27 protein-coding genes are annotated in these 23,216 nt (G+C 54.9%); all 27 read right to left on the minus strand.

Annotated elements, in window-relative coordinates; translation table 11 throughout:
• Nucleotides 1-36: 36 nt before the first annotated feature.
• A complete protein-coding gene (gene rpsN / locus QOM10_RS26260) occupies nt 37-342 on the minus strand; it encodes a 30S ribosomal protein S14 (protein ID WP_003228726.1) in 306 nt (101 codons plus the stop codon).
• A gap of 13 nt (nt 343-355) precedes the next feature.
• Nucleotides 356-895, minus strand: coding sequence for a 50S ribosomal protein L5 (rplE, locus tag QOM10_RS26265; RefSeq protein WP_003176415.1), 540 nt, complete (start codon nt 893-895; stop codon nt 356-358).
• A gap of 20 nt (nt 896-915) precedes the next feature.
• Nucleotides 916-1,230 (minus strand): 50S ribosomal protein L24, encoded by a 315-nt coding sequence (rplX, locus tag QOM10_RS26270; protein ID WP_008081905.1) that lies wholly within the window; start codon nt 1,228-1,230, stop codon nt 916-918.
• Between the two features lie 11 nt (nt 1,231-1,241).
• Complete coding sequence (rplN, locus tag QOM10_RS26275; protein WP_002555479.1) at nt 1,242-1,610, minus strand: 50S ribosomal protein L14; 369 nt, start codon at nt 1,608-1,610, stop codon at nt 1,242-1,244.
• Nucleotides 1,611-1,633: 23 nt separating this feature from the next.
• Nucleotides 1,634-1,900, minus strand: a complete 267-nt coding sequence (rpsQ, locus tag QOM10_RS26280) for a 30S ribosomal protein S17 (RefSeq protein ID WP_003194644.1) — start codon at nt 1,898-1,900, stop codon at nt 1,634-1,636.
• Between the two features lie 2 nt (nt 1,901-1,902).
• Entirely contained in the window at nt 1,903-2,094 is a 192-nt protein-coding gene (gene rpmC / locus QOM10_RS26285; RefSeq protein ID WP_002555481.1) for a 50S ribosomal protein L29, read from the minus strand.
• Nucleotides 2,094-2,507 (minus strand): 50S ribosomal protein L16, encoded by a 414-nt coding sequence (gene rplP, locus QOM10_RS26290; protein ID WP_007896757.1) that lies wholly within the window; start codon nt 2,505-2,507, stop codon nt 2,094-2,096. The genes rpmC and rplP overlap by 1 nt, the downstream gene beginning before the upstream one ends.
• Before the next feature lie 12 nt (nt 2,508-2,519).
• Nucleotides 2,520-3,206 carry a 30S ribosomal protein S3 gene (gene rpsC, locus QOM10_RS26295; protein ID WP_003176422.1) on the minus strand — a complete coding sequence of 229 codons (687 nt, stop codon included), beginning with the start codon at nt 3,204-3,206 and terminating at the stop codon, nt 2,520-2,522.
• A 13-nt stretch (nt 3,207-3,219) separates the two neighbouring features.
• A complete protein-coding gene (gene rplV, locus QOM10_RS26300; protein ID WP_003103908.1) occupies nt 3,220-3,552 on the minus strand; it encodes a 50S ribosomal protein L22 in 333 nt (110 codons plus the stop codon).
• 11 nt (nt 3,553-3,563) lie between these two features.
• Nucleotides 3,564-3,839: a 30S ribosomal protein S19 gene (gene rpsS, locus QOM10_RS26305; protein WP_011336172.1), complete on the minus strand. Its 276-nt coding sequence runs from the start codon at nt 3,837-3,839 to the stop codon at nt 3,564-3,566.
• 16 nt (nt 3,840-3,855) lie between these two features.
• Nucleotides 3,856-4,680 carry a 50S ribosomal protein L2 gene (rplB, locus tag QOM10_RS26310; RefSeq protein ID WP_003228734.1) on the minus strand — a complete coding sequence of 275 codons (825 nt, stop codon included), beginning with the start codon at nt 4,678-4,680 and terminating at the stop codon, nt 3,856-3,858.
• 14 nt (nt 4,681-4,694) lie between these two features.
• Nucleotides 4,695-4,994: a 50S ribosomal protein L23 gene (rplW, locus tag QOM10_RS26315; RefSeq protein WP_002555488.1), complete on the minus strand. Its 300-nt coding sequence runs from the start codon at nt 4,992-4,994 to the stop codon at nt 4,695-4,697.
• Nucleotides 4,991-5,593 (minus strand): 50S ribosomal protein L4, encoded by a 603-nt coding sequence (rplD, locus tag QOM10_RS26320; protein WP_007918468.1) that lies wholly within the window; start codon nt 5,591-5,593, stop codon nt 4,991-4,993. Before rplD ends, rplW begins: the two co-directional genes overlap by 4 nt.
• A 12-nt stretch (nt 5,594-5,605) precedes the next feature.
• Nucleotides 5,606-6,241, minus strand: a complete 636-nt coding sequence (rplC, locus tag QOM10_RS26325) for a 50S ribosomal protein L3 (RefSeq protein ID WP_003228738.1) — start codon at nt 6,239-6,241, stop codon at nt 5,606-5,608.
• A gap of 80 nt (nt 6,242-6,321) precedes the next feature.
• Entirely contained in the window at nt 6,322-6,633 is a 312-nt protein-coding gene (gene rpsJ, locus QOM10_RS26330) for a 30S ribosomal protein S10 (RefSeq protein ID WP_003186070.1), read from the minus strand.
• A gap of 157 nt (nt 6,634-6,790) precedes the next feature.
• On the minus strand, nt 6,791-7,984 hold the full coding sequence (tuf, locus tag QOM10_RS26335) for an elongation factor Tu (protein WP_064361246.1): 1,194 nt from the start codon (nt 7,982-7,984) through the stop codon (nt 6,791-6,793).
• Nucleotides 7,985-8,015: 31 nt separating this feature from the next.
• Nucleotides 8,016-10,121 (minus strand): elongation factor G, encoded by a 2,106-nt coding sequence (fusA, locus tag QOM10_RS26340; protein WP_016984188.1) that lies wholly within the window; start codon nt 10,119-10,121, stop codon nt 8,016-8,018.
• Between the two features lie 30 nt (nt 10,122-10,151).
• Nucleotides 10,152-10,625: a 30S ribosomal protein S7 gene (rpsG, locus tag QOM10_RS26345; RefSeq protein WP_007916467.1), complete on the minus strand. Its 474-nt coding sequence runs from the start codon at nt 10,623-10,625 to the stop codon at nt 10,152-10,154.
• A 107-nt stretch (nt 10,626-10,732) separates the two neighbouring features.
• Entirely contained in the window at nt 10,733-11,104 is a 372-nt protein-coding gene (rpsL, locus tag QOM10_RS26350; RefSeq protein ID WP_003186084.1) for a 30S ribosomal protein S12, read from the minus strand.
• Nucleotides 11,105-11,319: 215 nt separating this feature from the next.
• Entirely contained in the window at nt 11,320-15,519 is a 4,200-nt protein-coding gene (gene rpoC / locus QOM10_RS26355; protein ID WP_034156498.1) for a DNA-directed RNA polymerase subunit beta', read from the minus strand.
• A gap of 64 nt (nt 15,520-15,583) precedes the next feature.
• Entirely contained in the window at nt 15,584-19,657 is a 4,074-nt protein-coding gene (gene rpoB / locus QOM10_RS26360; RefSeq protein ID WP_150751785.1) for a DNA-directed RNA polymerase subunit beta, read from the minus strand.
• A gap of 221 nt (nt 19,658-19,878) precedes the next feature.
• A complete protein-coding gene (gene rplL, locus QOM10_RS26365) occupies nt 19,879-20,244 on the minus strand; it encodes a 50S ribosomal protein L7/L12 (RefSeq protein WP_003228750.1) in 366 nt (121 codons plus the stop codon).
• 74 nt (nt 20,245-20,318) lie between these two features.
• The gene (rplJ, locus tag QOM10_RS26370; protein WP_008081912.1) at nt 20,319-20,819 is read right to left on the minus strand and encodes a 50S ribosomal protein L10; all 501 of its coding nucleotides are present in this window, start codon (nt 20,817-20,819) and stop codon (nt 20,319-20,321) included.
• 198 nt (nt 20,820-21,017) lie between these two features.
• Nucleotides 21,018-21,713, minus strand: coding sequence for a 50S ribosomal protein L1 (gene rplA, locus QOM10_RS26375; protein ID WP_007916481.1), 696 nt, complete (start codon nt 21,711-21,713; stop codon nt 21,018-21,020).
• Complete coding sequence (gene rplK / locus QOM10_RS26380) at nt 21,713-22,144, minus strand: 50S ribosomal protein L11 (protein ID WP_003228756.1); 432 nt, start codon at nt 22,142-22,144, stop codon at nt 21,713-21,715. The genes rplA and rplK overlap by 1 nt, the downstream gene beginning before the upstream one ends.
• Nucleotides 22,145-22,261: 117 nt before the next feature.
• Complete coding sequence (gene nusG / locus QOM10_RS26385; RefSeq protein WP_007957598.1) at nt 22,262-22,795, minus strand: transcription termination/antitermination protein NusG; 534 nt, start codon at nt 22,793-22,795, stop codon at nt 22,262-22,264.
• Between the two features lie 9 nt (nt 22,796-22,804).
• Nucleotides 22,805-23,173, minus strand: coding sequence for a preprotein translocase subunit SecE (secE, locus tag QOM10_RS26390; protein WP_127929972.1), 369 nt, complete (start codon nt 23,171-23,173; stop codon nt 22,805-22,807).
• Nucleotides 23,174-23,216: the final 43 nt, after the last annotated feature.

Here is a 23,216-nt window from a genome sequence, read left to right on the forward strand (position 1 = left end):
TTCTTGCGAACCCGAACATCGAGACTTTGACAGCAATTACCAGCTGGCTTTAACCAGACCTGGTACGTCACCACGCATTGCAGCTTCACGCAACTTGTTACGGCCAAGGCCGAACTTGCGGTAAACGCCGTGCGGACGACCAGTCAGGCGGCAACGGTTACGCATGCGCGAAGCGCTCGCGTCACGTGGTTGCTTCTGCAGAGCTACGGTAGCTTCCCAACGCGCTTCTGGACTTGCGTTCAGATCGACGATGATAGCTTTCAGCGCTGCACGCTTGGTGGCGTACTTGGCAACAGTGAGCTGACGCTTCAGCTCACGGTTTTTCATGCTCTTCTTGGCCATTTTCCTACTCCAATCAGTTGCGGAACGGGAATTTGAAAGCACGCAGCAGAGCGCGGCCTTCATCATCGTTCTTGGCAGTGGTGGTCAGGGTAATGTCCAGACCGCGGAGAGCATCGATCTTGTCGTAGTCGATTTCCGGGAAAATGATCTGCTCTTTCACGCCCATGCTGTAGTTGCCACGACCATCGAAGGACTTGGCATTCAGGCCGCGGAAGTCGCGAACCCGAGGCAGGGAGATCGACAGCAGACGATCCAGGAACTCATACATACGCTCACGGCGCAGAGTCACCTTGACGCCAATCGGCCATCCTTCACGGACTTTAAAGCCAGCGATGGATTTACGAGCGTAGGTCACAACGACTTTTTGGCCGGTGATCTTTTCCAGGTCAGCAACAGCATGCTCGATGACTTTTTTGTCACCAACAGCTTCGCCCAGACCCATGTTCAGGGTGATTTTTGTAACGCGTGGAACTTCCATCACGTTCGAAAGCTTAAGTTCTTCCTTAAGCTTCGGTGCGATTTCCTTCCAGTAAATCTCTTTTAGTCGTGCCATGGTCTTCTACCTAGCAGTGTTCAAGCATCAACCGCTTTTTGGGTCGACTTGAAGACACGAATTTTCTTGCCGTCTTCTACTTTGAAACCAACGCGGTCAGCCTTGTTGGTTTCGCCGTTGAAAATGGCGACGTTAGAAGCGTCCAGTGGAGCTTCTTTTTCGACGATACCGCCTTGCACGCCCGACATCGGGTTAGGCTTGGTATGACGCTTGACCAGGTTCAGACCGCTGATAACCAGACGGTTATTAGCAAGAACCTTGAGCACCTTACCGCGCTTACCTTTGTCTTTGCCGGCGATCACGATGATCTCGTCGTCACGACGAATCTTTTGCATGTCGGATCTCCTTACAGCACTTCTGGGGCGAGCGAGACGATCTTCATGAACTTCTCAGTACGAAGTTCACGGGTCACTGGCCCAAAGATACGGGTGCCGATCGGCTCTTGCTTGTTGTTCAGAAGAACAGCAGCGTTGCCATCAAAGCGGATAATGGAGCCATCAGCACGACGTACGCCGTGACGAGTGCGGACTACAACAGCAGTCATCACTTGGCCTTTTTTCACTTTACCGCGAGGAATTGCTTCCTTCACGGTAACTTTGATGATGTCACCGATACCAGCGTAACGACGATGGGAGCCACCCAGCACCTTGATGCACATAACACGGCGAGCGCCGCTGTTATCGGCCACATCGAGCATGGATTGAGTCTGAATCATATAATTTCTCCGACCCCTAGTCCTTAGACTTCCACAGCGCGTTCGAGAACATCAACCAGCGCCCAAGACTTGGTCTTGGCCATAGGACGAGTTTCACGAATAGTGACTTTGTCGCCGATGTGGCACTGGTTGGTTTCGTCGTGCGCGTGCAGCTTAGTCGAACGCTTAACGTATTTACCGTAGATCGGGTGCTTTACGCGACGCTCGATCAGTACGGTGATGGTTTTGTCCATCTTGTCGCTGACAACACGGCCAGTCAGCGTACGGACAGTTTTTTCGGCTTCAGCCATGATCACTTACCTGCCTGCTGGTTGAGCACAGTCTTCACGCGAGCGATGTCACGTTTAACTTGCGAGAGCAGATGAGACTGCCCCAACTGGCCAGTTGCTTTCTGCATACGCAGATTGAACTGGTCGCGCAGCAAGCCGAGCAGTTGCTCGTTCAGCTGCTGTGCGGATTTTTCACGAAGTTCATTCGCTTTCATCACATCACCGTCCGTTTAACAAAGGCGGTGGCGAGCGGCAGCTTTGCAGCAGCCAGGGCAAAAGCCTCACGCGCCAGCTCTTCAGAAACACCCTCGATTTCATACAGGACTTTGCCTGGCTGAATCTGGGCAACCCAGTACTCCACACTACCCTTACCTTTACCCATACGAACTTCGAGGGGCTTTTTGGAAATAGGCTTGTCCGGGAATACACGGATCCAGATCTTGCCGCCACGTTTAACGTGACGGGTCAGAGCACGACGCGCTGACTCGATCTGACGAGCGGTGAGACGACCACGAGCTACAGACTTCAGCGCGAACTCGCCGAAGCTGACTTTGCTACCGCGCTGAGCCAGACCACGGTTGTGGCCTGTCATCTGCTTGCGGAACTTCGTACGCTTAGGTTGCAACATTTGGCGTACCCCTTACTTAGCAGCTTTTTTACGAGGCGCTGGTGCTTGTGGTTTCAGCTCTTCTTGGCGACCACCAATTACTTCGCCTTTGAAGATCCAAACCTTTACACCGATCACACCGTAAGTGGTGTGAGCTTCGTAGTTGGCATAGTCGATGTCGGCACGCAGGGTGTGCAATGGCACACGACCTTCGCGATACCATTCAGTACGTGCGATTTCAGCACCGCCGAGACGACCGCTCACTTGGATTTTGATGCCCTTGGCACCAATGCGCATGGCGTTCTGAACTGCGCGCTTCATAGCGCGACGGAACATTACACGACGCTCCAGCTGCTGAGCTACGCTCTGCGCAACCAGCATACCGTCGAGCTCCGGCTTGCGGATCTCTTCGATATTGATGTGCACAGGCACACCCATTTGCTTGGTCAGGTCCTGACGCAGTTTCTCAACATCTTCACCTTTCTTCCCGATAACGATACCTGGACGAGCGGTGTGGATGGTGATACGTGCAGTTTGGGCCGGACGATGGATATCGATACGGCTTACGGACGCGCTTTTTAGTTTGTCTTGGAGATACTCACGCACTTTCAGATCTGCGAACAAGTAGTCCGCATAAGTCCGACCGTCTGCGTACCAGACGGAGGTGTGCTCCTTGACGATTCCCAGGCGAATGCCAATGGGATGTACTTTCTGACCCATCTCTTCGACTCCGTTACTTGTCAGCAACCTTGACAGTGATATGGCAAGACCGCTTGACGATGCGATCAGCACGGCCTTTGGCACGTGGCATGATGCGCTTCAGCGAACGCCCTTCGTTGACGAAAACGGTGCTGACCTTCAGGTCATCAACATCTGCGCCTTCGTTATGCTCGGCGTTGGCTACGGCCGACTCCAGCACTTTCTTCATGATCTCGGCGGCTTTCTTACTGCTGAAAGCCAACAAGTTGAGCGCTTCGCCCACCTTCTTCCCGCGGATCTGGTCGGCGACCAAGCGGGCTTTCTGGGCGGAGATTCGAGCGCCCGACAACTTAGCGGCTACTTCCATTTCCTAACCCCTTAACGCTTGGCTTTCTTGTCAGCCACGTGCCCGCGATAGTTGCGGGTACCGGCGAACTCGCCCAGTTTGTGGCCGACCATGTCTTCGTTAACGAGAACTGGGACGTGCTGACGACCGTTGTGTACTGCGATGGTCAGACCGACCATTTGTGGCAGGATCATCGAACGACGCGACCAAGTCTTAATTGGTTTGCGATCGTTCTTTTCCGCCGCCACTTCGATCTTCTTCAGTAGGTGAAGATCAATAAAAGGACCTTTTTTCAGAGAACGTGGCACTGTCGTATCCCTCTATTTACTTGCGACGACGGACGATCATTTTGTCGGTACGCTTATTACCACGAGTCTTCGCGCCCTTAGTCGGGAAGCCCCATGGCGATACCGGATGACGACCACCAGAGGTACGACCTTCACCACCACCATGTGGGTGGTCAACCGGGTTCATGGCAACACCACGAACGGTTGGGCGAACGCCACGCCAGCGCTTGGCACCAGCTTTACCCAGCGAACGCAGGCTGTGCTCGGAGTTCGAGACTTCGCCCAGGGTCGCACGGCATTCAGCCAGGACTTTACGCATTTCACCGGAACGCAGACGCAGGGTCACGTAGACACCTTCACGAGCGATCAGCTGAGCCGAAGCACCAGCGGAACGAGCGATCTGTGCACCTTTACCTGGCTTCAGTTCGATGCCGTGTACGGTAGAACCGACTGGAATGTTGCGCAGTTGCAGAGCGTTGCCTGGCTTGATTGGAGCCAGAGCGCCTGCGATCAGCTGGTCGCCAGCACTCACGCCTTTAGGGGCGATGATGTAGCGGCGCTCGCCGTCTGCGTAGCAGAGCAGTGCGATGTGAGCAGTACGGTTTGGATCGTATTCGATACGCTCGACAGTGGCGACGATGCCATCTTTGTCGTTGCGACGGAAATCGACCATACGATAATGCTGCTTATGACCACCACCGATGTGACGAGTGGTAATACGGCCATTGTTGTTACGACCACCAGTCTTCGATTTTTTCTCGAGCAGCGGTGCGTGAGGAGCGCCTTTATGCAGCTCCTGGTTGACCACCTTGACCACAAAACGGCGGCCAGGGGAAGTCGGTTTGCATTTAACGATTGCCATGATGCACCCCTTCCTTACTCAGCACTGCTGCTGAAATCGAGATCTTGGCCTGGCTGAAGGGAGATAACTGCCTTCTTCCAGTCATTACGCTTGCCCAGACCGCGAGCAGTGCGCTTGCTCTTACCCAGAACATTCAGGGTAGTGACGCGCTCTACTTTCACGCTGAACAGGCTTTCGACGGCCTTCTTGATTTCCAGCTTGGTTGCGTCAGTAGCAACCTTGAAAACGAACTGGCCTTTCTTGTCTGCCAGAACCGTAGCCTTCTCGGAAACGTGCGGGCCAAGCAGAACTTTAAATACGCGTTCCTGGTTCATCCCAGCAGCTCCTCGAATTTCTTCACGGCCGACACGGTGATCAACACCTTGTCGTATGCGATCAGACTAACTGGATCGGAACCTTGAACGTCACGTACATCTACGTGCGGCAGGTTACGAGCAGCCAGGTACAGGTTCTGATCAACAGCGTCCGACACGATGAGAACATCGGTCAGGCTCATGTTGTTCAGCTTGCCCAGCAGATCTTTGGTTTTCGGAGTTTCAACAGCGAAATCCTGAACCACGACCAGACGATCAGTACGCACCAGCTCAGCAAGGATGGAACGCATTGCTGCGCGGTACATCTTTTTGTTCAGCTTCTGGGAGTGATCCTGAGGACGAGCTGCGAAAGTGGTACCGCCGCCACGCCAGATTGGGCTACGGATAGTACCGGCACGAGCACGGCCAGTACCTTTCTGACGCCATGGGCGCTTACCGCCACCACGAACGTCGGAACGGGTCTTCTGCTGCTTGGTACCTTGACGGCCGCCAGCCATGTAGGCCACGACTGCTTGGTGAACCAGCGTCTCGTTGAATTCGCCGCCAAATGTCAGTTCGGAAACTTCGATCGCTTGAGCGTCATTTACATTTAATTGCATGTCAGCTTCCCCTTAACCGCGAGCCTTGGCTGCTGGACGTACAACCAGGTTGCCGCCAGTAGCGCCAGGAACAGCACCCTTGACCAACAACAGATTGCGTTCAGCGTCCACGCGCACTACTTCCAGGGACTGCACGGTCACGCGCTCAGCGCCCATATGACCGGACATTTTTTTGCCCTTAAATACACGACCAGGAGTCTGGCACTGGCCGATAGAGCCTGGGACGCGGTGGGATACGGAGTTACCGTGGGTGTTATCTTGCCCGCGGAAATTCCAACGCTTGATCGTACCCTGGAAGCCTTTACCCTTGGACTGACCGGTTACATCAACCAGTTGACCAGCGGCGAAGATTTCAGCGTTGATCAGATCGCCAGCCTGGTACTCGCCTTCTTCAAGACGGAATTCCATGGTGGTGCGACCAGCGGCAACATTCGCTTTAGCGAAGTGGCCAGCCTGAGCTGCTGTTACACGCGAAGCACGACGCTCGCCGACAGTGACTTGCACTGCACGATAGCCATCGGTCTCTTCAGTTTTGAACTGGGTGACGCGATTCGGCTCGATCTCAATGACCGTGACCGGAATGGAGACACCTTCTTCGGTGAAAATACGGGTCATACCGCATTTACGACCGACTACACCAATAGTCATGTTGTAAACCTCATGAGTGTACGGGGCTTTCACCCGCTATGGCCGCCCATTTCAGAGCGTTACACGACTAAGACCGAGTCTTAGCCGAGGCTGATCTGCACTTCCACACCGGCCGCAAGATCAAGCTTCATAAGAGCATCAACGGTTTTATCCGTTGGCTGGACGATGTCCAGAACGCGCTTATGAGTGCGGATTTCGTACTGGTCGCGCGCGTCTTTGTTGACGTGCGGAGAAACCAGAACGGTGAACCGCTCTTTACGGGTAGGCAGTGGAATTGGACCACGCACTTGAGCACCAGTACGTTTCGCGGTTTCCACGATTTCCTGGGTTGATTGGTCGATCAGGCGATGGTCGAAAGCCTTCAACCTGATACGGATTTGCTGATTTTGCATTGGATTTCAGACTCCGGCTGCTATTCCCACCGAGCGCAATACGCCCGTTAAAAGGAGGCGCAATTCTATAGACGCCCCAGATAGGTGTCAACCCAATAAAAAAGCCCCCGCTGAGCGGGGGCTTTTTCAATCCATCAAGCGAACTCTATAAAAGAGATTACTCGATGATTTTGGCTACGACGCCAGCGCCGACGGTACGACCGCCTTCACGGATAGCGAAACGCAGACCGTCTTCCATCGCGATGGTTTTGATCAGGGTAACAGTCATCTGAATGTTGTCACCTGGCATTACCATTTCAACGCCTTCTGGCAGCTCGCAGTTACCAGTCACGTCAGTAGTACGGAAGTAGAACTGTGGACGGTAGCCTTTGAAGAACGGAGTGTGACGACCGCCCTCTTCCTTGCTCAGAACGTAAACTTCTGCAGTGAACTTGGTGTGCGGCTTAACCGAACCCGGCTTAACCAGAACCTGACCACGCTCAACGTCGTCACGCTTAGTACCACGCAGCAGAACGCCGCAGTTCTCGCCAGCACGACCTTCGTCGAGCAGCTTGCGGAACATTTCAACACCGGTGCAAGTAGTAACGGTGGTGTCACGCAGACCAACGATTTCCAGCGGATCCTGAACGCGAACGATACCGCGCTCGATACGACCAGTCACAACAGTACCGCGACCCGAGATCGAGAATACGTCTTCGATTGGCATCAGGAACGGCTTGTCGATCATACGAACTGGTTCTGGGATGTAGGCATCCAGAGTCTCTACCAGCTTCTTGACAGCGGTAGTGCCCATTTCGTTGTCGTCTTTGCCTTCCAGCGCCATACGAGCCGAACCGATGATGATTGGAGTGTCATCGCCCGGGAAGTCGTAGGTGGACAGCAGGTCGCGAACTTCCATCTCAACCAGTTCCAGCAGCTCAGCGTCGTCTACCAGGTCAGCCTTGTTCAGGAAAACCACGATGTACGGAACGCCTACCTGACGGGACAGCAGGATGTGCTCACGAGTTTGCGGCATCGGACCATCAGCGGCCGAGCAAACCAGAATAGCGCCGTCCATTTGAGCAGCACCGGTGATCATGTTCTTCACATAGTCAGCGTGACCTGGGCAGTCAACGTGAGCGTAGTGACGGATCTTCGAGTTGTACTCAACGTGTGCGGTGTTGATGGTGATACCGCGAGCTTTTTCTTCTGGTGCGCTGTCGATCTTGTCGAAGTCAACGATTGCGGAACCGAAAACCTCGGAGCAAACGCGAGTCAGAGCAGCAGTCAGAGTGGTTTTACCGTGGTCAACGTGACCAATGGTGCCAACGTTGACGTGCGGTAGGGAACGATCAAATTTTTCTTTAGCCACGACAATTAACTCCTAGCCTAAAGGGGCTGAATCAGCCTTGTTTTTTGGTTACGGATTCGACGATGTGCGACGGAGCCGTATCGTATTTTTTGAATTCCATAGAGTAGCTTGCGCGACCCTGGGACATGGAACGAACGTCGGTCGCATAACCGAACATCTCACCCAGTGGAACCTCGGCACGGATAACCTTGCCGGACACTGTGTCTTCCATACCCTGGATCATGCCGCGACGACGGTTAAGGTCGCCCATCACATCACCCATATAGTCTTCAGGCGTAACAACCTCTACAGCCATGATCGGCTCAAGCAACTCACCACCGCCCTTCTGGGCCAGTTGCTTGGTCGCCATGGAGGCAGCCACTTTAAACGCCATCTCGTTGGAGTCGACGTCGTGGTAAGAACCATCGAACACGGTAGCCTTCAGGCCGATCAGCGGATAGCCGGCAACAACGCCGTTCTTCATCTGCTCTTCGATACCCTTCTGGATAGCCGGGATGTATTCCTTAGGAACCACACCACCTACAACTTCGTTCACGAATTGCAGACCTTCCTGACCTTCGTCAGCAGGAGCAAAACGGATCCAGCAGTGGCCGAACTGACCACGACCGCCGGACTGACGAACGAACTTGCCTTCGATTTCACAGTTCTTCGTGATGCGCTCACGATACGAAACCTGAGGCTTGCCGATGTTGGCTTCGACGTTGAACTCACGGCGCATCCGGTCAACCAGGATGTCCAGGTGCAGCTCGCCCATGCCGGAGATGATCGTTTGACCAGTCTCTTCATCAGTTTTAACGCGGAAAGACGGGTCTTCCTGAGCAAGTTTGCCCAGAGCGATACCCATTTTTTCCTGGTCATCCTTGGTCTTAGGCTCTACGGCAACCGAAATAACCGGCTCCGGGAAGTCCATGCGAACCAGGATGATTGGCTTGTCAGCGTTGCAGAGGGTTTCACCAGTGGTGACGTCCTTCATGCCGATCAGGGCCGCGATGTCACCAGCGCGTACTTCCTTGATCTCTTCACGGGCGTTTGCGTGCATTTGCACCATACGACCCACGCGCTCTTTTTTACCTTTAACCGAGTTGATCACGCCGTCGCCGGAGTTCAACACGCCCGAGTAAACACGGACGAAGGTCAAGGTACCCACGAATGGGTCGGTAGCGATCTTGAACGCCAGAGCCGAGAACGGCTCCGCATCGTCTGCATGACGCTCCAGCTCGATTTCCTCGTTATCAGGGTCAGTACCCTTGATCGCAGGAATGTCGGTCGGTGCAGGCAGGAAGTCGATAACGGCGTCGAGAACCAGGGGAACACCCTTGTTCTTGAACGAAGAACCGCAAACAGCCAGAACGATTTCGCCGGCGATAGTACGCTGACGCAAAGCAGCTTTGATCTCTTCGATCGACAGCTCTTCGCCTTCCAGGTACTTGTTCATCAGCTCTTCGTTGGCTTCAGCAGCAGCTTCAACCATGTTGTTGCGCCACTCTTCAGCCAGCTCTTGGAGCTCAGCAGGAATGTCCTTGCGAACAGGGACCATACCCTTGTCAGAGTCGTTCCAGTAGACAGCTTGCATATTGATCAGATCGATCTGACCCTGGAAGTTGTCTTCGGAACCGATAGCCAACTGGATCGGCACCGGAGTGTGACCCAGACGCTGCTTGATCTGACCGATCACGCGCAGGAAGTTGGCACCAGCACGGTCCATCTTGTTTACGTAAACAAGACGTGGAACACCGTATTTGTTGGCTTGACGCCATACGGTTTCCGACTGAGGCTCAACACCCGAAGTACCGCAGAACACAACGACAGCGCCGTCGAGTACGCGCAGGGAACGTTCAACTTCAATAGTGAAGTCAACGTGGCCCGGGGTATCGATTACGTTGAAGCGGTGCTCGTCCTTGTACTGCTTCTCGGAACCTTTCCAGAAAGCGGTGATGGCAGCAGAAGTAATGGTAATACCACGCTCCTGCTCCTGCACCATCCAGTCTGTGGTCGCGGCGCCATCATGCACCTCGCCCATTTTGTGACTTTTGCCGGTGTAAAAAAGGACGCGCTCGGTGGTGGTGGTTTTACCAGCATCCACGTGAGCGACGATACCGATGTTACGGTAGCGGCTAATCGGAGTAGTACGAGCCATAAAGCCCTCGCAAAATTAGTGAAGCTAAAATTAGAAGCGGTAGTGCGAGAAAGCTTTGTTGGCTTCAGCCATACGGTGCACGTCTTCACGCTTCTTAACAGCAGCACCTTTACCTTCAGCAGCATCCAGCAGTTCGCCAGCCAAACGCAGAGCCATAGACTTCTCGCCACGCTTACGTGCGAAGTCTACCAACCAGCGCATTGCCAGAGCGTTACGACGGGAAGGACGAACCTCGACCGGAACCTGGTAAGTAGCACCACCAACGCGGCGCGACTTCACTTCGACCAGCGGAGCGATGGCGTCGAGTGCTTTTTCGAAGAGTTCCAGGGGATCGGTGCCAGCCTTACGGGTCGCAACGGTTTCCAGGGCACCATAAACGATACGCTCGGCAACGGCTTTCTTGCCGCTTTCCATAACGTGGTTCATGAATTTGGCGAGGATCTGGCTTCCGTATTTCGGATCGTCCAGAATCTCACGCTTTGCTGCTACGCGACGTCTTGGCATGATAAGCCCTCAAGCGGTCTTCAGGTTAGCTCGGGACAGATCCAATGGATGCGTGCCCGACCTTACTCTTATCGACTCAATAAAATGAAAATCTGCAAAACGGCCGATTACTTCGGACGCTTGGTACCGTACTTCGAACGACCCTGGTTACGGCCTTTAACGCCGGAAGTATCCAAGGAGCCGCGAACGGTGTGGTAACGAACACCTGGCAAGTCTTTTACACGACCGCCGCGGATCAGTACCACGCTGTGCTCTTGCAGGTTGTGACCTTCACCACCGATGTACGAGGAAACCTCGAAACCGTTGGTCAGGCGCACACGGCATACTTTACGCAGTGCCGAGTTAGGTTTTTTCGGCGTAGTGGTGTACACACGGGTGCACACGCCACGACGTTGCGGGCAGTTCTGCAGCGCAGGTACGTCGGATTTCTCGACGATACGCTTACGCGGCTGACGTACCAGCTGGTTGATAGTTGCCATCTACTAGCTCCACTGTTGTCTTGCGACGCTATTGTCTTGCAAGAAAAGCAAAATGGCAGGAACGAATTCCCGCCAAATTTAGGGGATCAAGAGTCTAAAGAGGATCTTGTCCCCAGTCAAGGCAAGGCCCCGACCTCCCCGCCCGTCGAACCTTGACAATATGTCTCGATTCGACGAACGGAGCGATCAGGGCCTCAGCTCATTTACCGCAGAACTCAGTTACCGCTCGAGTTCAGCGCTTCGGTCAGTGCAGCTTCCACTTCACTGGCGCTTACGCGCAACGGTTTGTCAGCATCACGACGACGCTTGCGCTCGCTGTGATAAGCCAGACCGGTACCAGCCGGGATCAGACGACCCACGACCACGTTTTCTTTCAGGCCGCGCAGGTAATCGCGCTTGCCGGTGACTGCCGCTTCGGTCAGTACACGGGTGGTTTCCTGGAAGGAAGCCGCCGAGATGAACGATTCGGTGGACAACGACGCCTTGGTGATACCCAGCAGAACGCGAGTGTACTTGGAGACGAACTTGTCTTCGCCACCCAGACGCTCGTTTTCTACCAGTACGTGAGTCAGTTCCATCTGGTCGCCCTTGATGAAACTCGAATCGCCGGATTCAGCGATTTCAACTTTACGCAGCATCTGACGCAGGATGGTCTCGATGTGCTTGTCGTTGATCTTCACGCCTTGCAGACGGTAAACGTCCTGGATCTCGTTAACGATGTACTTGGCCAGCGCGCTCACACCCAGCAGACGCAGGATGTCGTGCGGATCGCTTGGGCCGTCGGAGATAACTTCGCCGCGGTTTACCTGTTCGCCTTCGAACACGTTCAGGTGACGCCACTTCGGAATCAGCTCTTCGTACGGATCGCTACCGTCGTTCGGGGTAATAACCAGACGGCGCTTGCCTTTGGTCTCTTTACCGAACGCGATGGTGCCGCTGACTTCAGCCAGAATCGACGCTTCTTTCGGACGACGAGCTTCGAACAAGTCGGCAACACGCGGCAGACCACCGGTGATGTCGCGGGTCTTCGAAGTTTCTTGCGGGATACGCGCGATAACATCACCGATCGCGATCTTCGCACCATCCGCAACACCGACCAGGGCGTTGGCTGGCAGGAAGTACTGAGCGATAACGTCAGTGCCTGGCAGCAACAGATCCTTGCCGTTGTCGTCGACCATCTTCACTGCTGGACGGATTTCCTTGCCCGCAGCTGGACGATCTTTCGCGTCGAGTACTTCAATGTTGGTCATACCGGTCAATTCGTCAGTCTGACGCTTGATCGTGATGCCTTCTTCCATGCCCACGTAGGTCACGGTACCTTTCATTTCGGTAACGATCGGGTGAGTGTGCGGATCCCACTTGGCCACGATTGCGCCAGCGTCGACCTTGTCACCCTCTTTAACCGAAATCACAGCACCGTACGGCAGCTTGTAACGCTCACGCTCACGACCGAAGTCATCAGCGATGGCCAGCTCACCGGAACGGGACACAGCCACCAGGTGACCATCCACTCGCTCAACGTGTTTCAGGTTGTGCAGACGGACGGTACCGCCATTCTTCACCTGAACGCTGTCGGCTGCGGAAGTACGGCTTGCCGCACCACCGATGTGGAACGTACGCATCGTCAGCTGGGTACCCGGCTCACCGATGGACTGGGCAGCGATAACGCCAACCGCTTCACCGATGTTAACCTGGTGACCACGAGCCAGATCACGGCCGTAGCACTTGGCGCAAATGCCATAGCGGGTTTCGCAGCTGATCGGCGAACGCACGATCACTTCGTCGATGCTGTTCAGCTCGATGAATTCAACCCACTTCTCGTCTACCAGAGTACCGGCCGGAACGATAACGTCCTCGGTGCCTGGCTTGAATACGTCACGGGCAATAACACGACCCAATACGCGCTCACCCAACGGCTCTACAACGTCACCGCCTTCAATGTGCGGAGTCATCAGCAGACCGTGTTCGGTGCCGCAATCGATCTCGGTTACAACCAGATCCTGCGCCACGTCTACCAGACGACGAGTCAGGTAACCGGAGTTCGCAGTTTTCAACGCGGTATCCGCCAGACCTTTACGAGCACCGTGAGTGGAGATGAAGTACTGAAGTACGCTCAAACCTTCACGGAAGTTCGCAGTAATCGGCGTTTCAATGATGGAACCGTCCGGCTTGGCCATCAGACCACGCATACCGGCCAGCTGACGAATCTGTGCTGCGGAACCCCGCGCACCCGAGTCAGCCATCATGTACATCGAGTTGAAAGACTCTTGATCGACTTCAACGCCGTGACGGTCGATAACCTTCTCTTTCGAGAGGTTGGCCATCATTGCCTTGGAAACTTCGTCGTTCGCTTTCGACCAAAGGTCGATCACTTTGTTGTACTTCTCGCCCTGGGTTACCAGGCCGGAGGCATACTGGCTCTCGATCTCTTTCACTTCGTCGGTGGCTGCACCGATGATGCGGGCTTTCTCGTCCGGGATAACGAAGTCGTTAACACCGATGGAAACGCCGGAGATGGTCGAGTAAGCGAAACCGGTGTACATCAACTGGTCAGCGAAGATCACGGTCTCTTTCAAACCAACCACGCGGTAGCACTGGTTGATCAGCTTGGAGATCGCTTTTTTCTTCATCGGCAGGTTGACGACGTCGTACGACAGACCTTTTGGCACAACCTGGAACAGCAGCGCACGGCCGACAGTGGTGTCGACGATACGGGTACCGCTCACGCTGTTGCCATCACGGTCGTTGACGGTTTCGTTGATACGAACCTTGACCTTGGCGTGCAGTGCGGCTTCGCCGGCACGGAACACACGGTCAACTTCCTGCAGATCCGCGAACACACGACCTTCGCCTTTGGCGTTGATCGCTTCACGAGTCATGTAGTACAGACCCAATACAACGTCCTGCGACGGAACGATGATTGGCTCACCGTTGGCTGGCGACAGAATGTTGTTGGTCGACATCATCAACGCACGCGCTTCCAGCTGGGCTTCCAGTGTCAGCGGTACGTGCACGGCCATTTGGTCGCCGTCGAAGTCGGCGTTGTACGCGGCGCAGACCAGAGGGTGCAGCTGGATAGCCTTACCTTCGATCAGTACCGGTTCAAACGCCTGGATACCCAGACGGTGAAGGGTCGGTGCACGGTTGAGAAGAACCGGGTGTTCGCGAATCACTTCAGCGAGAACGTCCCAAACCTCTGGCAGTTCGCGCTCGACCATTTTCTTGGCCGCTTTGATGGTGGTCGCGAGACCACGCATTTCCAGCTTGCCGAAAATGAACGGTTTGAACAGCTCGAGAGCCATCTTCTTCGGCAGACCGCACTGATGCAGACGCAGGGTCGGGCCTACGGTAATTACCGAACGACCGGAGTAGTCAACACGCTTACCGAGCAAGTTCTGACGGAAACGACCTTGCTTACCCTTGATCATATCAGCCAGGGATTTCAGAGGACGCTTGTTCGAACCGGTGATAGCGCGGCCACGACGACCGTTGTCGAGCAGAGCATCGACAGCTTCCTGCAACATACGCTTTTCGTTGCGCACGATGATGTCCGGAGCGGACAGATCCAGCAGGCGCTTCAAACGGTTGTTACGGTTGATCACTCGACGATACAGATCGTTGAGGTCGGAAGTCGCGAAACGACCACCATCCAGCGGGACCAGTGGACGCAGATCTGGCGGCAGAACCGGCAGAACGGTCAGCACCATCCACTCTGGCAGGTTGCCGGAACCCTGGAAGGCTTCCATCAACTTCAGACGCTTGGACAGCTTCTTGATCTTGGTTTCCGAGTTGGTTTGCGGAATTTCTTCACGCAGACGGCCAATCTCGTGTTCCAGGTCGATAGCGTGCAGCAGTTCACGGACAGCTTCAGCACCCATACGGGCGTCGAAATCGTCACCGAACTCTTCCAGCGCTTCAAAGTACTGCTCGTCGTTCAGCAGCTGACCTTTTTCAAGGGTGGTCATGCCTGGATCGATAACGACATAGCTCTCGAAGTAGAGAACGCGTTCGATATCACGCAGGGTCATGTCCATCAGCAAGCCGATACGGGACGGCAGCGATTTCAGGAACCAGATGTGGGCAACCGGCGAAGCCAGTTCGATGTGCGCCATGCGCTCACGACGAACCTTGGCCAGTGCAACTTCAACGCCGCACTTCTCGCAGATCACACCACGGTGCTTCAAGCGCTTGTACTTACCGCACAGGCACTCGTAATCCTTTACCGGGCCAAAGATCTTGGCGCAGAACAGACCGTCACGCTCAGGTTTGAACGTACGGTAGTTGATGGTTTCCGGCTTTTTAACTTCACCGAACGACCATGAGCGGATCATCTCAGGCGAGGCCAATCCGATACGGATGGCGTCGAACTCTTCGACTTGACCCTGGTTTTTCAGCAAATTCAGTAGGTCTTTCAAGGCCTTTCCTCCTGGCGGAGCAGAGAGCGGGCAATCCTGCCCCGCTCTCGATTCGCGTCACGTGTTATTCGGTTTCCAGATCGATATCGATGCCGAGGGAACGAATTTCCTTGATCAACACGTTGAAGGACTCGGGCATGCCCGGCTCCATACGGTGATCGCCATCCACGATGTTCTTGTACATCTTGGTACGGCCGTTCACATCGTCCGACTTCACTGTGAGCATTTCTTGCAGAGTGTAAGCAGCACCGTATGCTTCCAGTGCCCAGACCTCCATCTCCCCGAAACGCTGACCACCGAACTGCGCCTTACCACCCAGCGGCTGCTGGGTAACCAGGCTGTACGAACCGGTAGAACGCGCGTGCATCTTGTCGTCTACCAAGTGGTTCAGCTTCAGCATGTACATGTAGCCAACGGTAACTGGACGCTCGAACTTGTTGCCGGTACGGCCGTCAGTCAGCTGCATCTGGCCGCTTTCCGGCAGGTCTGCCAGTTTCAGCATGGCCTTGATTTCGCTTTCCTTGGCGCCGTCGAACACTGGAGTGGCCATTGGAACACCGCCACGCAGGTTCTTCGCCAGATCCAGGATTTCCTGATCGGAGAAGCTGTCCAGATCTTCGTTACGACCGCCGATCTGGTTGTAGATCTCGTCCAGGAAGGTACGCAGTTCAGCGACTTTACGCTGCTCTTCGATCATCCGGTTGATCTTCTCACCCAGACCTTTGGCCGCGAGGCCCAGGTGGGTTTCAAGGATCTGACCAACGTTCATACGCGAAGGTACGCCCAGTGGGTTGAGGACGACGTCGACCGGGGTGCCATTGGCATCGTGCGGCATGTCTTCAACCGGCATGATCACGGAGACCACACCTTTGTTACCGTGACGACCGGCCATCTTGTCGCCCGGCTGGATGCGACGACGGATTGCCAGGTAAACCTTGACGATTTTCAGCACGCCTGGAGCCAGGTCATCGCCCTGCTGCAGTTTGCGCTTCTTGTCTTCGAACTTGTCGTCCAGCAGACGGCGACGATCAACGATGTAGGCCTGAGCCTTCTCGAGCTGCTCGTTCAGAGCATCTTCAGCCATGCGCAGTTTGAACCACTGACCATGCTCAAGACCGTCGAGAACTTCGTCGGTGATGTCCTGACCTTTCTTCAGACCTGCGCCGCCTTCAGCCTTGTGGCCTACCAGAGCGGAACGCAGACGTTCGAAAGTCGCGCCTTCAACGATACGGAACTCTTCGTTCAGATCCTTGCGGATCTCGTCCAGCTGGGACTTCTCGATCGACAGTGCACGAGCATCACGCTCAACGCCGTCGCGGGTGAAGACCTGTACGTCGATGACAGTACCTTTGGTACCGGTAGGTACACGCAGGGAGGTGTCTTTAACGTCGCTGGCTTTTTCACCGAAGATTGCACGCAGCAGTTTTTCTTCCGGAGTCAGTTGGGTCTCGCCTTTCGGAGTGACCTTACCTACCAGAATGTCGCCTGCGCCAACTTCAGCACCTACGTAAACGATACCGGCTTCGTCCAGCTTGTTCAGTGCAGCTTCACCCACGTTAGGGATGTCCGCAGTGATTTCCTCTGGGCCAAGCTTGGTGTCACGGGCCACACAGGTCAGTTCCTGAATGTGGATCGTGGTGAAACGGTCTTCCTGAACCACACGCTCGGACAGGCAGATGGAGTCTTCGAAGTTGAAGCCGTTCCATGCCATGAACGCGATGCGCATGTTCTGACCCAGCGCCAGTTCACCCATGTCGGTGGACGGGCCGTCGGCCATGATGTCGCTACGCTGAACGCGATCACCCTTGCTCACCAGCGGACGCTGGTTGATGCAGGTGTTCTGGTTCGAGCGGGTGTATTTGGTCAGGTTGTAGATGTCGACACCAGCTTCGCCGGTTTCAACTTCGTCATCAGCAACACGAACCACGATACGGCTGGCGTCGACGGAATCGATCACGCCGCCACGACGAGCAACGACGCAAACGCCGGAGTCACGGGCTACGTTACGCTCCATGCCGGTACCTACCAGCGGCTTGTCAGCGCGCAGGGTTGGTACAGCTTGACGCTGCATGTTCGAACCCATCAACGCACGGTTGGCGTCGTCGTGCTCGAGGAACGGAATCAACGACGCTGCAACCGAAACTACCTGCTTCGGCGAAACGTCCATCAAGGTGACTTCTTCAGGCGCCTTGACGGTGAATTCGTTCAGGTGACGTACGGCTACCAGTTCGTCGATCAGGACTTTCTGGTCGTTCATGGTCGCCGAAGCCTGCGCGATCACGTGATCGGCTTCTTCAATAGCGGACAGGAACACGATCTCGTCGGTGACCACACCCTCTTTCACCACGCGGTACGGGCTTTCCAGGAAACCGTACTGGTTGGTGCGAGCGTAAGCAGCCAGGGAGTTGATCAGACCGATGTTCGGACCTTCCGGCGTTTCAATCGGGCATACACGACCGTAGTGAGTCGGGTGTACGTCACGGACTTCAAAGCCTGCGCGCTCACGAGTCAGACCGCCAGGGCCGAGTGCAGAGACACGACGCTTGTGGGTAATCTCGGACAGCGGGTTGTTCTGGTCCATGAACTGCGAGAGCTGGCTGGAACCGAAGAACTCTTTCACCGCTGCAGCCACTGGCTTGGCGTTGATCAGGTCTTGCGGCATCAGGCCTTCGCTTTCAGCCATCGACAGACGCTCTTTGACCGCACGCTCAACACGCACCAGGCCAACGCGGAACTGGTTCTCGGCCATTTCGCCTACGCAGCGAACACGACGGTTACCCAGGTGGTCGATGTCATCGACGATGCCTTTACCGTTACGGATGTCGACCAGAGTCTTCAGTACCGCGACGATGTCTTCCTTGCACAGCACGCCCGAACCTTCGATCTCGGTACGACCGATACGACGGTTGAACTTCATCCGGCCGACCGCAGACAGGTCATAGCGCTCAGGGCTGAAGAACAGGTTGTTGAACAGGGTTTCGGCAGCGTCTTTGGTTGGCGGTTCGCCTGGACGCATCATGCGATAGATCTCGACCAGCGCTTCCAATTGGTTGCTGGTGGAGTCGATCTTCAGCGTGTCGGAGACGAACGGACCGCAGTCGATATCGTTGGTGTACAGAGTTTCGATGCGAACAACGCCGGCCTTGGCAATTTTTGCCAGGACTTCAGTGTTCAGCTCGGTGTTGCACTCTGCCAGAATTTCGCCGGTAGCCGGGTGCACGATGACCTTGGCGGTAGTACGGCCCAGGACGTAGTCCAGAGGTACTTCCAGAGTCTTGATGCCGGCTTTTTCGATCTGGTTGATGTGGCGCGCGGTAATACGGCGGCCCGCTTCAACAATGACCTTGCCCTTCTCGTCCTGAATGTCCAGAACCGCAATTTCACCACGCAGACGCGAAGCAATCAGTTCCAGGCTGAGGGTTTCGCCGCTCAGGTGGAAAACGTTGGTGGTGTAGAAAGCGTCCAGCACTTCTTCAGTGGTATAGCCGAGCGCGCGCAGCAGTACCGATGCCGGCAGCTTGCGACGACGGTCGATACGCACGAACACGCAGTCTTTCGGGTCGAACTCGAAGTCCAGCCACGAACCGCGGTAAGGAATGATGCGCGCGGAGTACAGCAGTTTGCCGGAGCTATGCGTCTTGCCGCGGTCGTGGTCGAAGAACACGCCCGGGGAACGGTGCAGCTGGGAAACGATTACACGCTCGGTACCGTTGATTACGAAGGTACCGTTCTCAGTCATCAGGGGAATTTCACCCATGTAGACTTCTTGCTCTTTGATGTCCTTGATCGCTTTGTTCGACGATTCTTTGTCGAAAATGATCAGGCGCACTTTTACCCGCAAAGGTACGGCGAAAGTTACACCGCGCAATACGCATTCTTTGACATCAAATGCCGGTTCGCCCAGGCGATAACCGACGTACTCCAGCGCAGCATTGCCGGAGTAGCTGATGATCGGGAAAACGGATTTGAAGGCCGCATGCAGGCCCACGTCGCGGAACTGATCTTTAGTCGCTCCCGCTTGCAAGAATTCACGATACGAATCCAGCTGGATGGCCAGGAGGTAAGGCACATCCATGACGTCCGGCAACTTGCTAAAGTCCTTGCGGATACGTTTTTTCTCAGTATATGAGTAAGCCATCAGCGTTCCCCAGCTTGGTCACCTGCTTGTTTGGCCCCTCCCGACGGGAGCAGCCAGAAAATCGTGCAAACCCCATGGTTTGCGCCACCGCATCGGGTGGTTACAGCGCCTTTATCAGCACCGACCCAGTCGGCTGCCAATAACGGAAAAAGGCCGGTGGCAAGAGCCACCAGCCATCAGCCTGTCGCTTGACGCTCGGGCTGGAGGAGCAAAGTCGATACTTATTTCAGCTCGACTTTAGCGCCTGCTTCTTCCAGCTTCTTCTTGGCGTCTTCAGCCGCTTCTTTCGAAACGCCTTCAGCTACAACCTGAGGAGCGCCGTCTACTTTCTCTTTGGCTTCTTTCAGGCCCAGACCAGTCAGTTCACGAACTGCCTTGATCACGTTAACCTTCTTCTCGCCAGCTTCCAGCAGAACAACGTTGAACTCGGTTTGCTCTTCAACAACAGCGGCAGCAGCAGCTGGACCAGCCGAAGCAGCAGCAGCGGTAACACCGAAGGTTTCTTCCATCGCTTTGATCAGCTCAACGATTTCCACTACGGATTTCTGGCCGATTGCTTCGATGATTTGTTCGTTAGTCAGAGACATGACTCAATTCCTGAATTGGGGGACGGCCTACGCGACCATCGAAATAAACAAAAAACGCGAGAAGTTGACGAGCCTTAGGCTGCGGCAGCTTCTTTCTGGTCGCGAATTGCCGCCAGAGTACGAGCCAATTTGCTGGTAGCGCCTTGAATCACGCTCATCAGCTGAGAAATTGCTTCGTCACGGGTCGGCAAGGTTGCCAGTACGTCGATCTGATTAGCTGCGAGGAACTTGCCCTCGAACGCAGCTGCCTTGATCTCGAACTTGTCCTGACCCTTGGCAAACTCTTTGAAGATACGGGCAGCAGCGCCCGGATGTTCGTTCGAGAATGCAATCAGGGTCGGGCCGGTGAACACGTCGTTGAGGACACTGTATTGAGTGTCAGCAACAGCGCGCTTGAGCAGGGTGTTACGTACAACACGTACGTAAACGCCAGCTTCACGAGCCTCTTTACGGAGTCCGGTCATTGCGCCTACTGTTACGCCACGTGCATCAACCACGACAGCGGACAGAGCGACTTTGGCAGCCTCGTTGACTTCAGCGACGATGGCCTTCTTGTCTTCGAGATTAATTGCCACGGGTTTAACTCCTGCTTGTTACCGTTTCATTCGATCGGAACCGAATGTCGTTTTGGTGTCTGATTCGGTAAGGAACCGGGAGCACCATCTGCGTAGGCTTATGGTTTAAGACTTGCGTCGCCTACGGTCTTGGATAGCCCCCGCCAGGCAGGGACCCCAATCTTTCAATTGGCGCGAACCATCGCGCCAACCTTTGTCTTACGCGTCCAGCGAGCTCTGATCGATGACCAGACCTGGGCCCATGGTGGTGCTCAGGGTAACGCGCTTGACGTAGATACCTTTCGAAGAAGCAGGCTTGATACGCTTCAGATCAGCGATCAGGGCTTCAACGTTTTCCTTCAGCTTGACGGCGTCGAAGCCCATCTTGCCAACGGAAGTGTGAATGATGCCGTTTTTGTCGGTGCGATAGCGAACCTGACCAGCTTTAGCGTTTTTAACCGCGGTAGCTACGTCTGGAGTTACGGTACCAACCTTAGGGTTAGGCATCAGACCACGTGGACCGAGGATCTGACCCAGTTGACCTACAACGCGCATGGCATCCGGGGATGCGATCACTACGTCATAGTTCAGGTCGCCGCCTTTCATTTCGGCAGCCAGGTCGTCCATACCTACACGGTCAGCGCCGGCAGCCAAAGCGGCCTCAGCAGCTGGACCCTGGGTGAACACAGCAACGCGAACAGTCTTGCCAGTGCCGTGTGGCAGCACAGTAGCGCTACGAACAACCTGGTCGGATTTACGCGGGTCTACGCCGAGGTTTACAGCAACGTCGAACGACTCGCTGAACTTGACAGTCGACAGCTCAGCCAGCAGAGCTGCGGCGTCTACAATGTTGTAGGCCTTGCCTGCTTCGATTTTGCCGGCGATAGCCTTTTGACGCTTGGTCAGCTTAGCCATTACACACCCTCCACGTTAAGGCCCATGCTACGAGCAGAACCGGCGATAGTACGCACGGCTGCATCCATATCAGCTGCAGTCAGATCCGCGTTTTTGGTTTTCGCGATTTCTTCCAGCTGAGCACGGGTAACGGTGCCAACCTTAACGGTGTTCGGACGAGCGGAACCGCTGGTCAGACCGGCCGCTTTCTTCAGCAGAACCGAAGCAGGGGTGGATTTTGTTTCGAAAGTGAAGCTACGGTCGCTGTAAACAGTGATGATCACTGGAGTCGGCAGACCAGCTTCCAGACCCTGAGTACGGGCGTTGAAGGCCTTGCAGAACTCCATGATGTTCACGCCGTGCTGACCCAGAGCAGGACCAACAGGTGGGCTTGGGTTAGCCTGAGCGGCCTTCACTTGCAGCTTGATGTAAGCGGTAATTTTCTTGGCCATGAGGCACTCCAATTACGGGTTCAAACGCCTCGAAAGGCTCCCCGGTTACTTGCGCGTTTATCCCAGTGACGACAAAACCCCACAGCCTAGGGCTGCGGGGTTGGGATGCTTGTCCAGTTAGACCTTTTCGACCTGACTGAACTCCAACTCTACCGGAGTAGAGCGACCGAAAATAAGCACAGCCACTTGGATCCGGCTCTTTTCGTAATTAACTTCTTCAACAACGCCATTGAAATCAGCGAATGGACCGTCATTGACTCGCACCGTTTCACCTGGCTCGAAGAGAGTCTTTGGCTTCGGCTTGTCGCTACCATCAGCAACACGACGCAGAATCGCTTCTGCTTCTTTATCGGTGATCGGTGCAGGTTTATCAGCAGTACCGCCAATAAAGCCCATCACCCGAGGAGTATCCTTGACCAAGTGCCAAGTACCCTCATTCATATCCATCTGAACCAGCACGTAGCCCGGAAAGAACTTACGCTCGCTTTTGCGCTTCTGGCCATTACGCATTTCAACCACTTCTTCAGTGGGAACCAGAATCTCGCCGAAGCCATCTTCCATGCCAGCCAGCTTTACGCGCTCGATCAGCGAGCGCATCACATGCTTCTCGTAACCCGAGTAAGCATGCACAACATACCAACGCTTAGCCACGGGACACCCTTAGCCGACAATCAAGGAAACAAGCCAGCCGAGCAGGGAATCAAGCCCCCACAACAGCAACGCCATAACCAGAACAACAGCCACCACAATCAGGGTGGTCTGCGTGGTTTCTTGGCGAGTTGGCCACACGACTTTACGAATCTCGGTGCGAGCTTCCTTAACCAGTACAAAGAAAGACTTGCCCTTCGCAGTCTGCAGGCCTACAAAGGCAGCTACAGCAGCAATGACAAGCAAAGCGAGTACACGGTACAGGATCGGCGAAGCAGAGTAATACTGATTGCCAACAACGCCAATAACCACCAAAGCGACAACTACAAGCCACTTGAGCAGATCGAAGCGAGAGCCTTGAGCTTCAGCTTTAGGAGTCATCTATGAAGATCCTGTGAAAAGAAAGCCAGACACACCGAGTGAA

Source organism: Pseudomonas sp. P108, from assembly GCF_032613195.1.
Taxonomy (GTDB): domain Bacteria; phylum Pseudomonadota; class Gammaproteobacteria; order Pseudomonadales; family Pseudomonadaceae; genus Aquipseudomonas.

Bases quoted from the DNA above. Each gene is read 5' to 3' on its own strand.
- rpsN (WP_003228726.1), bottom strand. From the start codon at position 342: ATGGCCAAGAAGAGCATGAAAAACCGTGAGCTGAAGCGTCAGCTCACT.
- rplE (WP_003176415.1), bottom strand. From the start codon at position 895: ATGGCACGACTAAAAGAGATTTACTGGAAGGAAATCGCACCGAAGCTT.
- rplX (WP_008081905.1), bottom strand. From the start codon at position 1,230: ATGCAAAAGATTCGTCGTGACGACGAGATCATCGTGATCGCCGGCAAA.
- rplN (WP_002555479.1), bottom strand. From the start codon at position 1,610: ATGATTCAGACTCAATCCATGCTCGATGTGGCCGATAACAGCGGCGCT.
- rpsQ (WP_003194644.1), bottom strand. From the start codon at position 1,900: ATGGCTGAAGCCGAAAAAACTGTCCGTACGCTGACTGGCCGTGTTGTC.
- rpmC (WP_002555481.1), bottom strand. From the start codon at position 2,094: ATGAAAGCGAATGAACTTCGTGAAAAATCCGCACAGCAGCTGAACGAG.
- rplP (WP_007896757.1), bottom strand. From the start codon at position 2,507: ATGTTGCAACCTAAGCGTACGAAGTTCCGCAAGCAGATGACAGGCCAC.
- rpsC (WP_003176422.1), bottom strand. From the start codon at position 3,206: ATGGGTCAGAAAGTACATCCCATTGGCATTCGCCTGGGAATCGTCAAG.
- rplV (WP_003103908.1), bottom strand. From the start codon at position 3,552: ATGGAAGTAGCCGCTAAGTTGTCGGGCGCTCGAATCTCCGCCCAGAAA.
- rplB (WP_003228734.1), bottom strand. From the start codon at position 4,680: ATGGCAATCGTTAAATGCAAACCGACTTCCCCTGGCCGCCGTTTTGTG.
- rplW (WP_002555488.1), bottom strand. From the start codon at position 4,994: ATGAACCAGGAACGCGTATTTAAAGTTCTGCTTGGCCCGCACGTTTCC.
- rplD (WP_007918468.1), bottom strand. From the start codon at position 5,593: ATGCAATTAAATGTAAATGACGCTCAAGCGATCGAAGTTTCCGAACTG.
- rplC (WP_003228738.1), bottom strand. From the start codon at position 6,241: ATGACTATTGGTGTAGTCGGTCGTAAATGCGGTATGACCCGTATTTTC.
- rpsJ (WP_003186070.1), bottom strand. From the start codon at position 6,633: ATGCAAAATCAGCAAATCCGTATCAGGTTGAAGGCTTTCGACCATCGC.
- fusA (WP_016984188.1), bottom strand. From the start codon at position 10,121: ATGGCTCGTACTACTCCGATTAGCCGCTACCGTAACATCGGTATCGTC.
- rpsG (WP_007916467.1), bottom strand. From the start codon at position 10,625: ATGCCAAGACGTCGCGTAGCAGCAAAGCGTGAGATTCTGGACGATCCG.
- rpsL (WP_003186084.1), bottom strand. From the start codon at position 11,104: ATGGCAACTATCAACCAGCTGGTACGTCAGCCGCGTAAGCGTATCGTC.
- rpoB (WP_150751785.1), bottom strand. From the start codon at position 19,657: ATGGCTTACTCATATACTGAGAAAAAACGTATCCGCAAGGACTTTAGC.
- rplL (WP_003228750.1), bottom strand. From the start codon at position 20,244: ATGTCTCTGACTAACGAACAAATCATCGAAGCAATCGGCCAGAAATCC.
- rplA (WP_007916481.1), bottom strand. From the start codon at position 21,713: ATGGCTAAGCTGACCAAGCGTCAAAAGGCTATCGCCGGCAAAATCGAA.
- rplK (WP_003228756.1), bottom strand. From the start codon at position 22,144: ATGGCCAAGAAAATTACCGCTTACATCAAGCTGCAAGTGAAGGCCGCT.
- secE (WP_127929972.1), bottom strand. From the start codon at position 23,173: ATGACTCCTAAAGCTGAAGCTCAAGGCTCTCGCTTCGATCTGCTCAAG.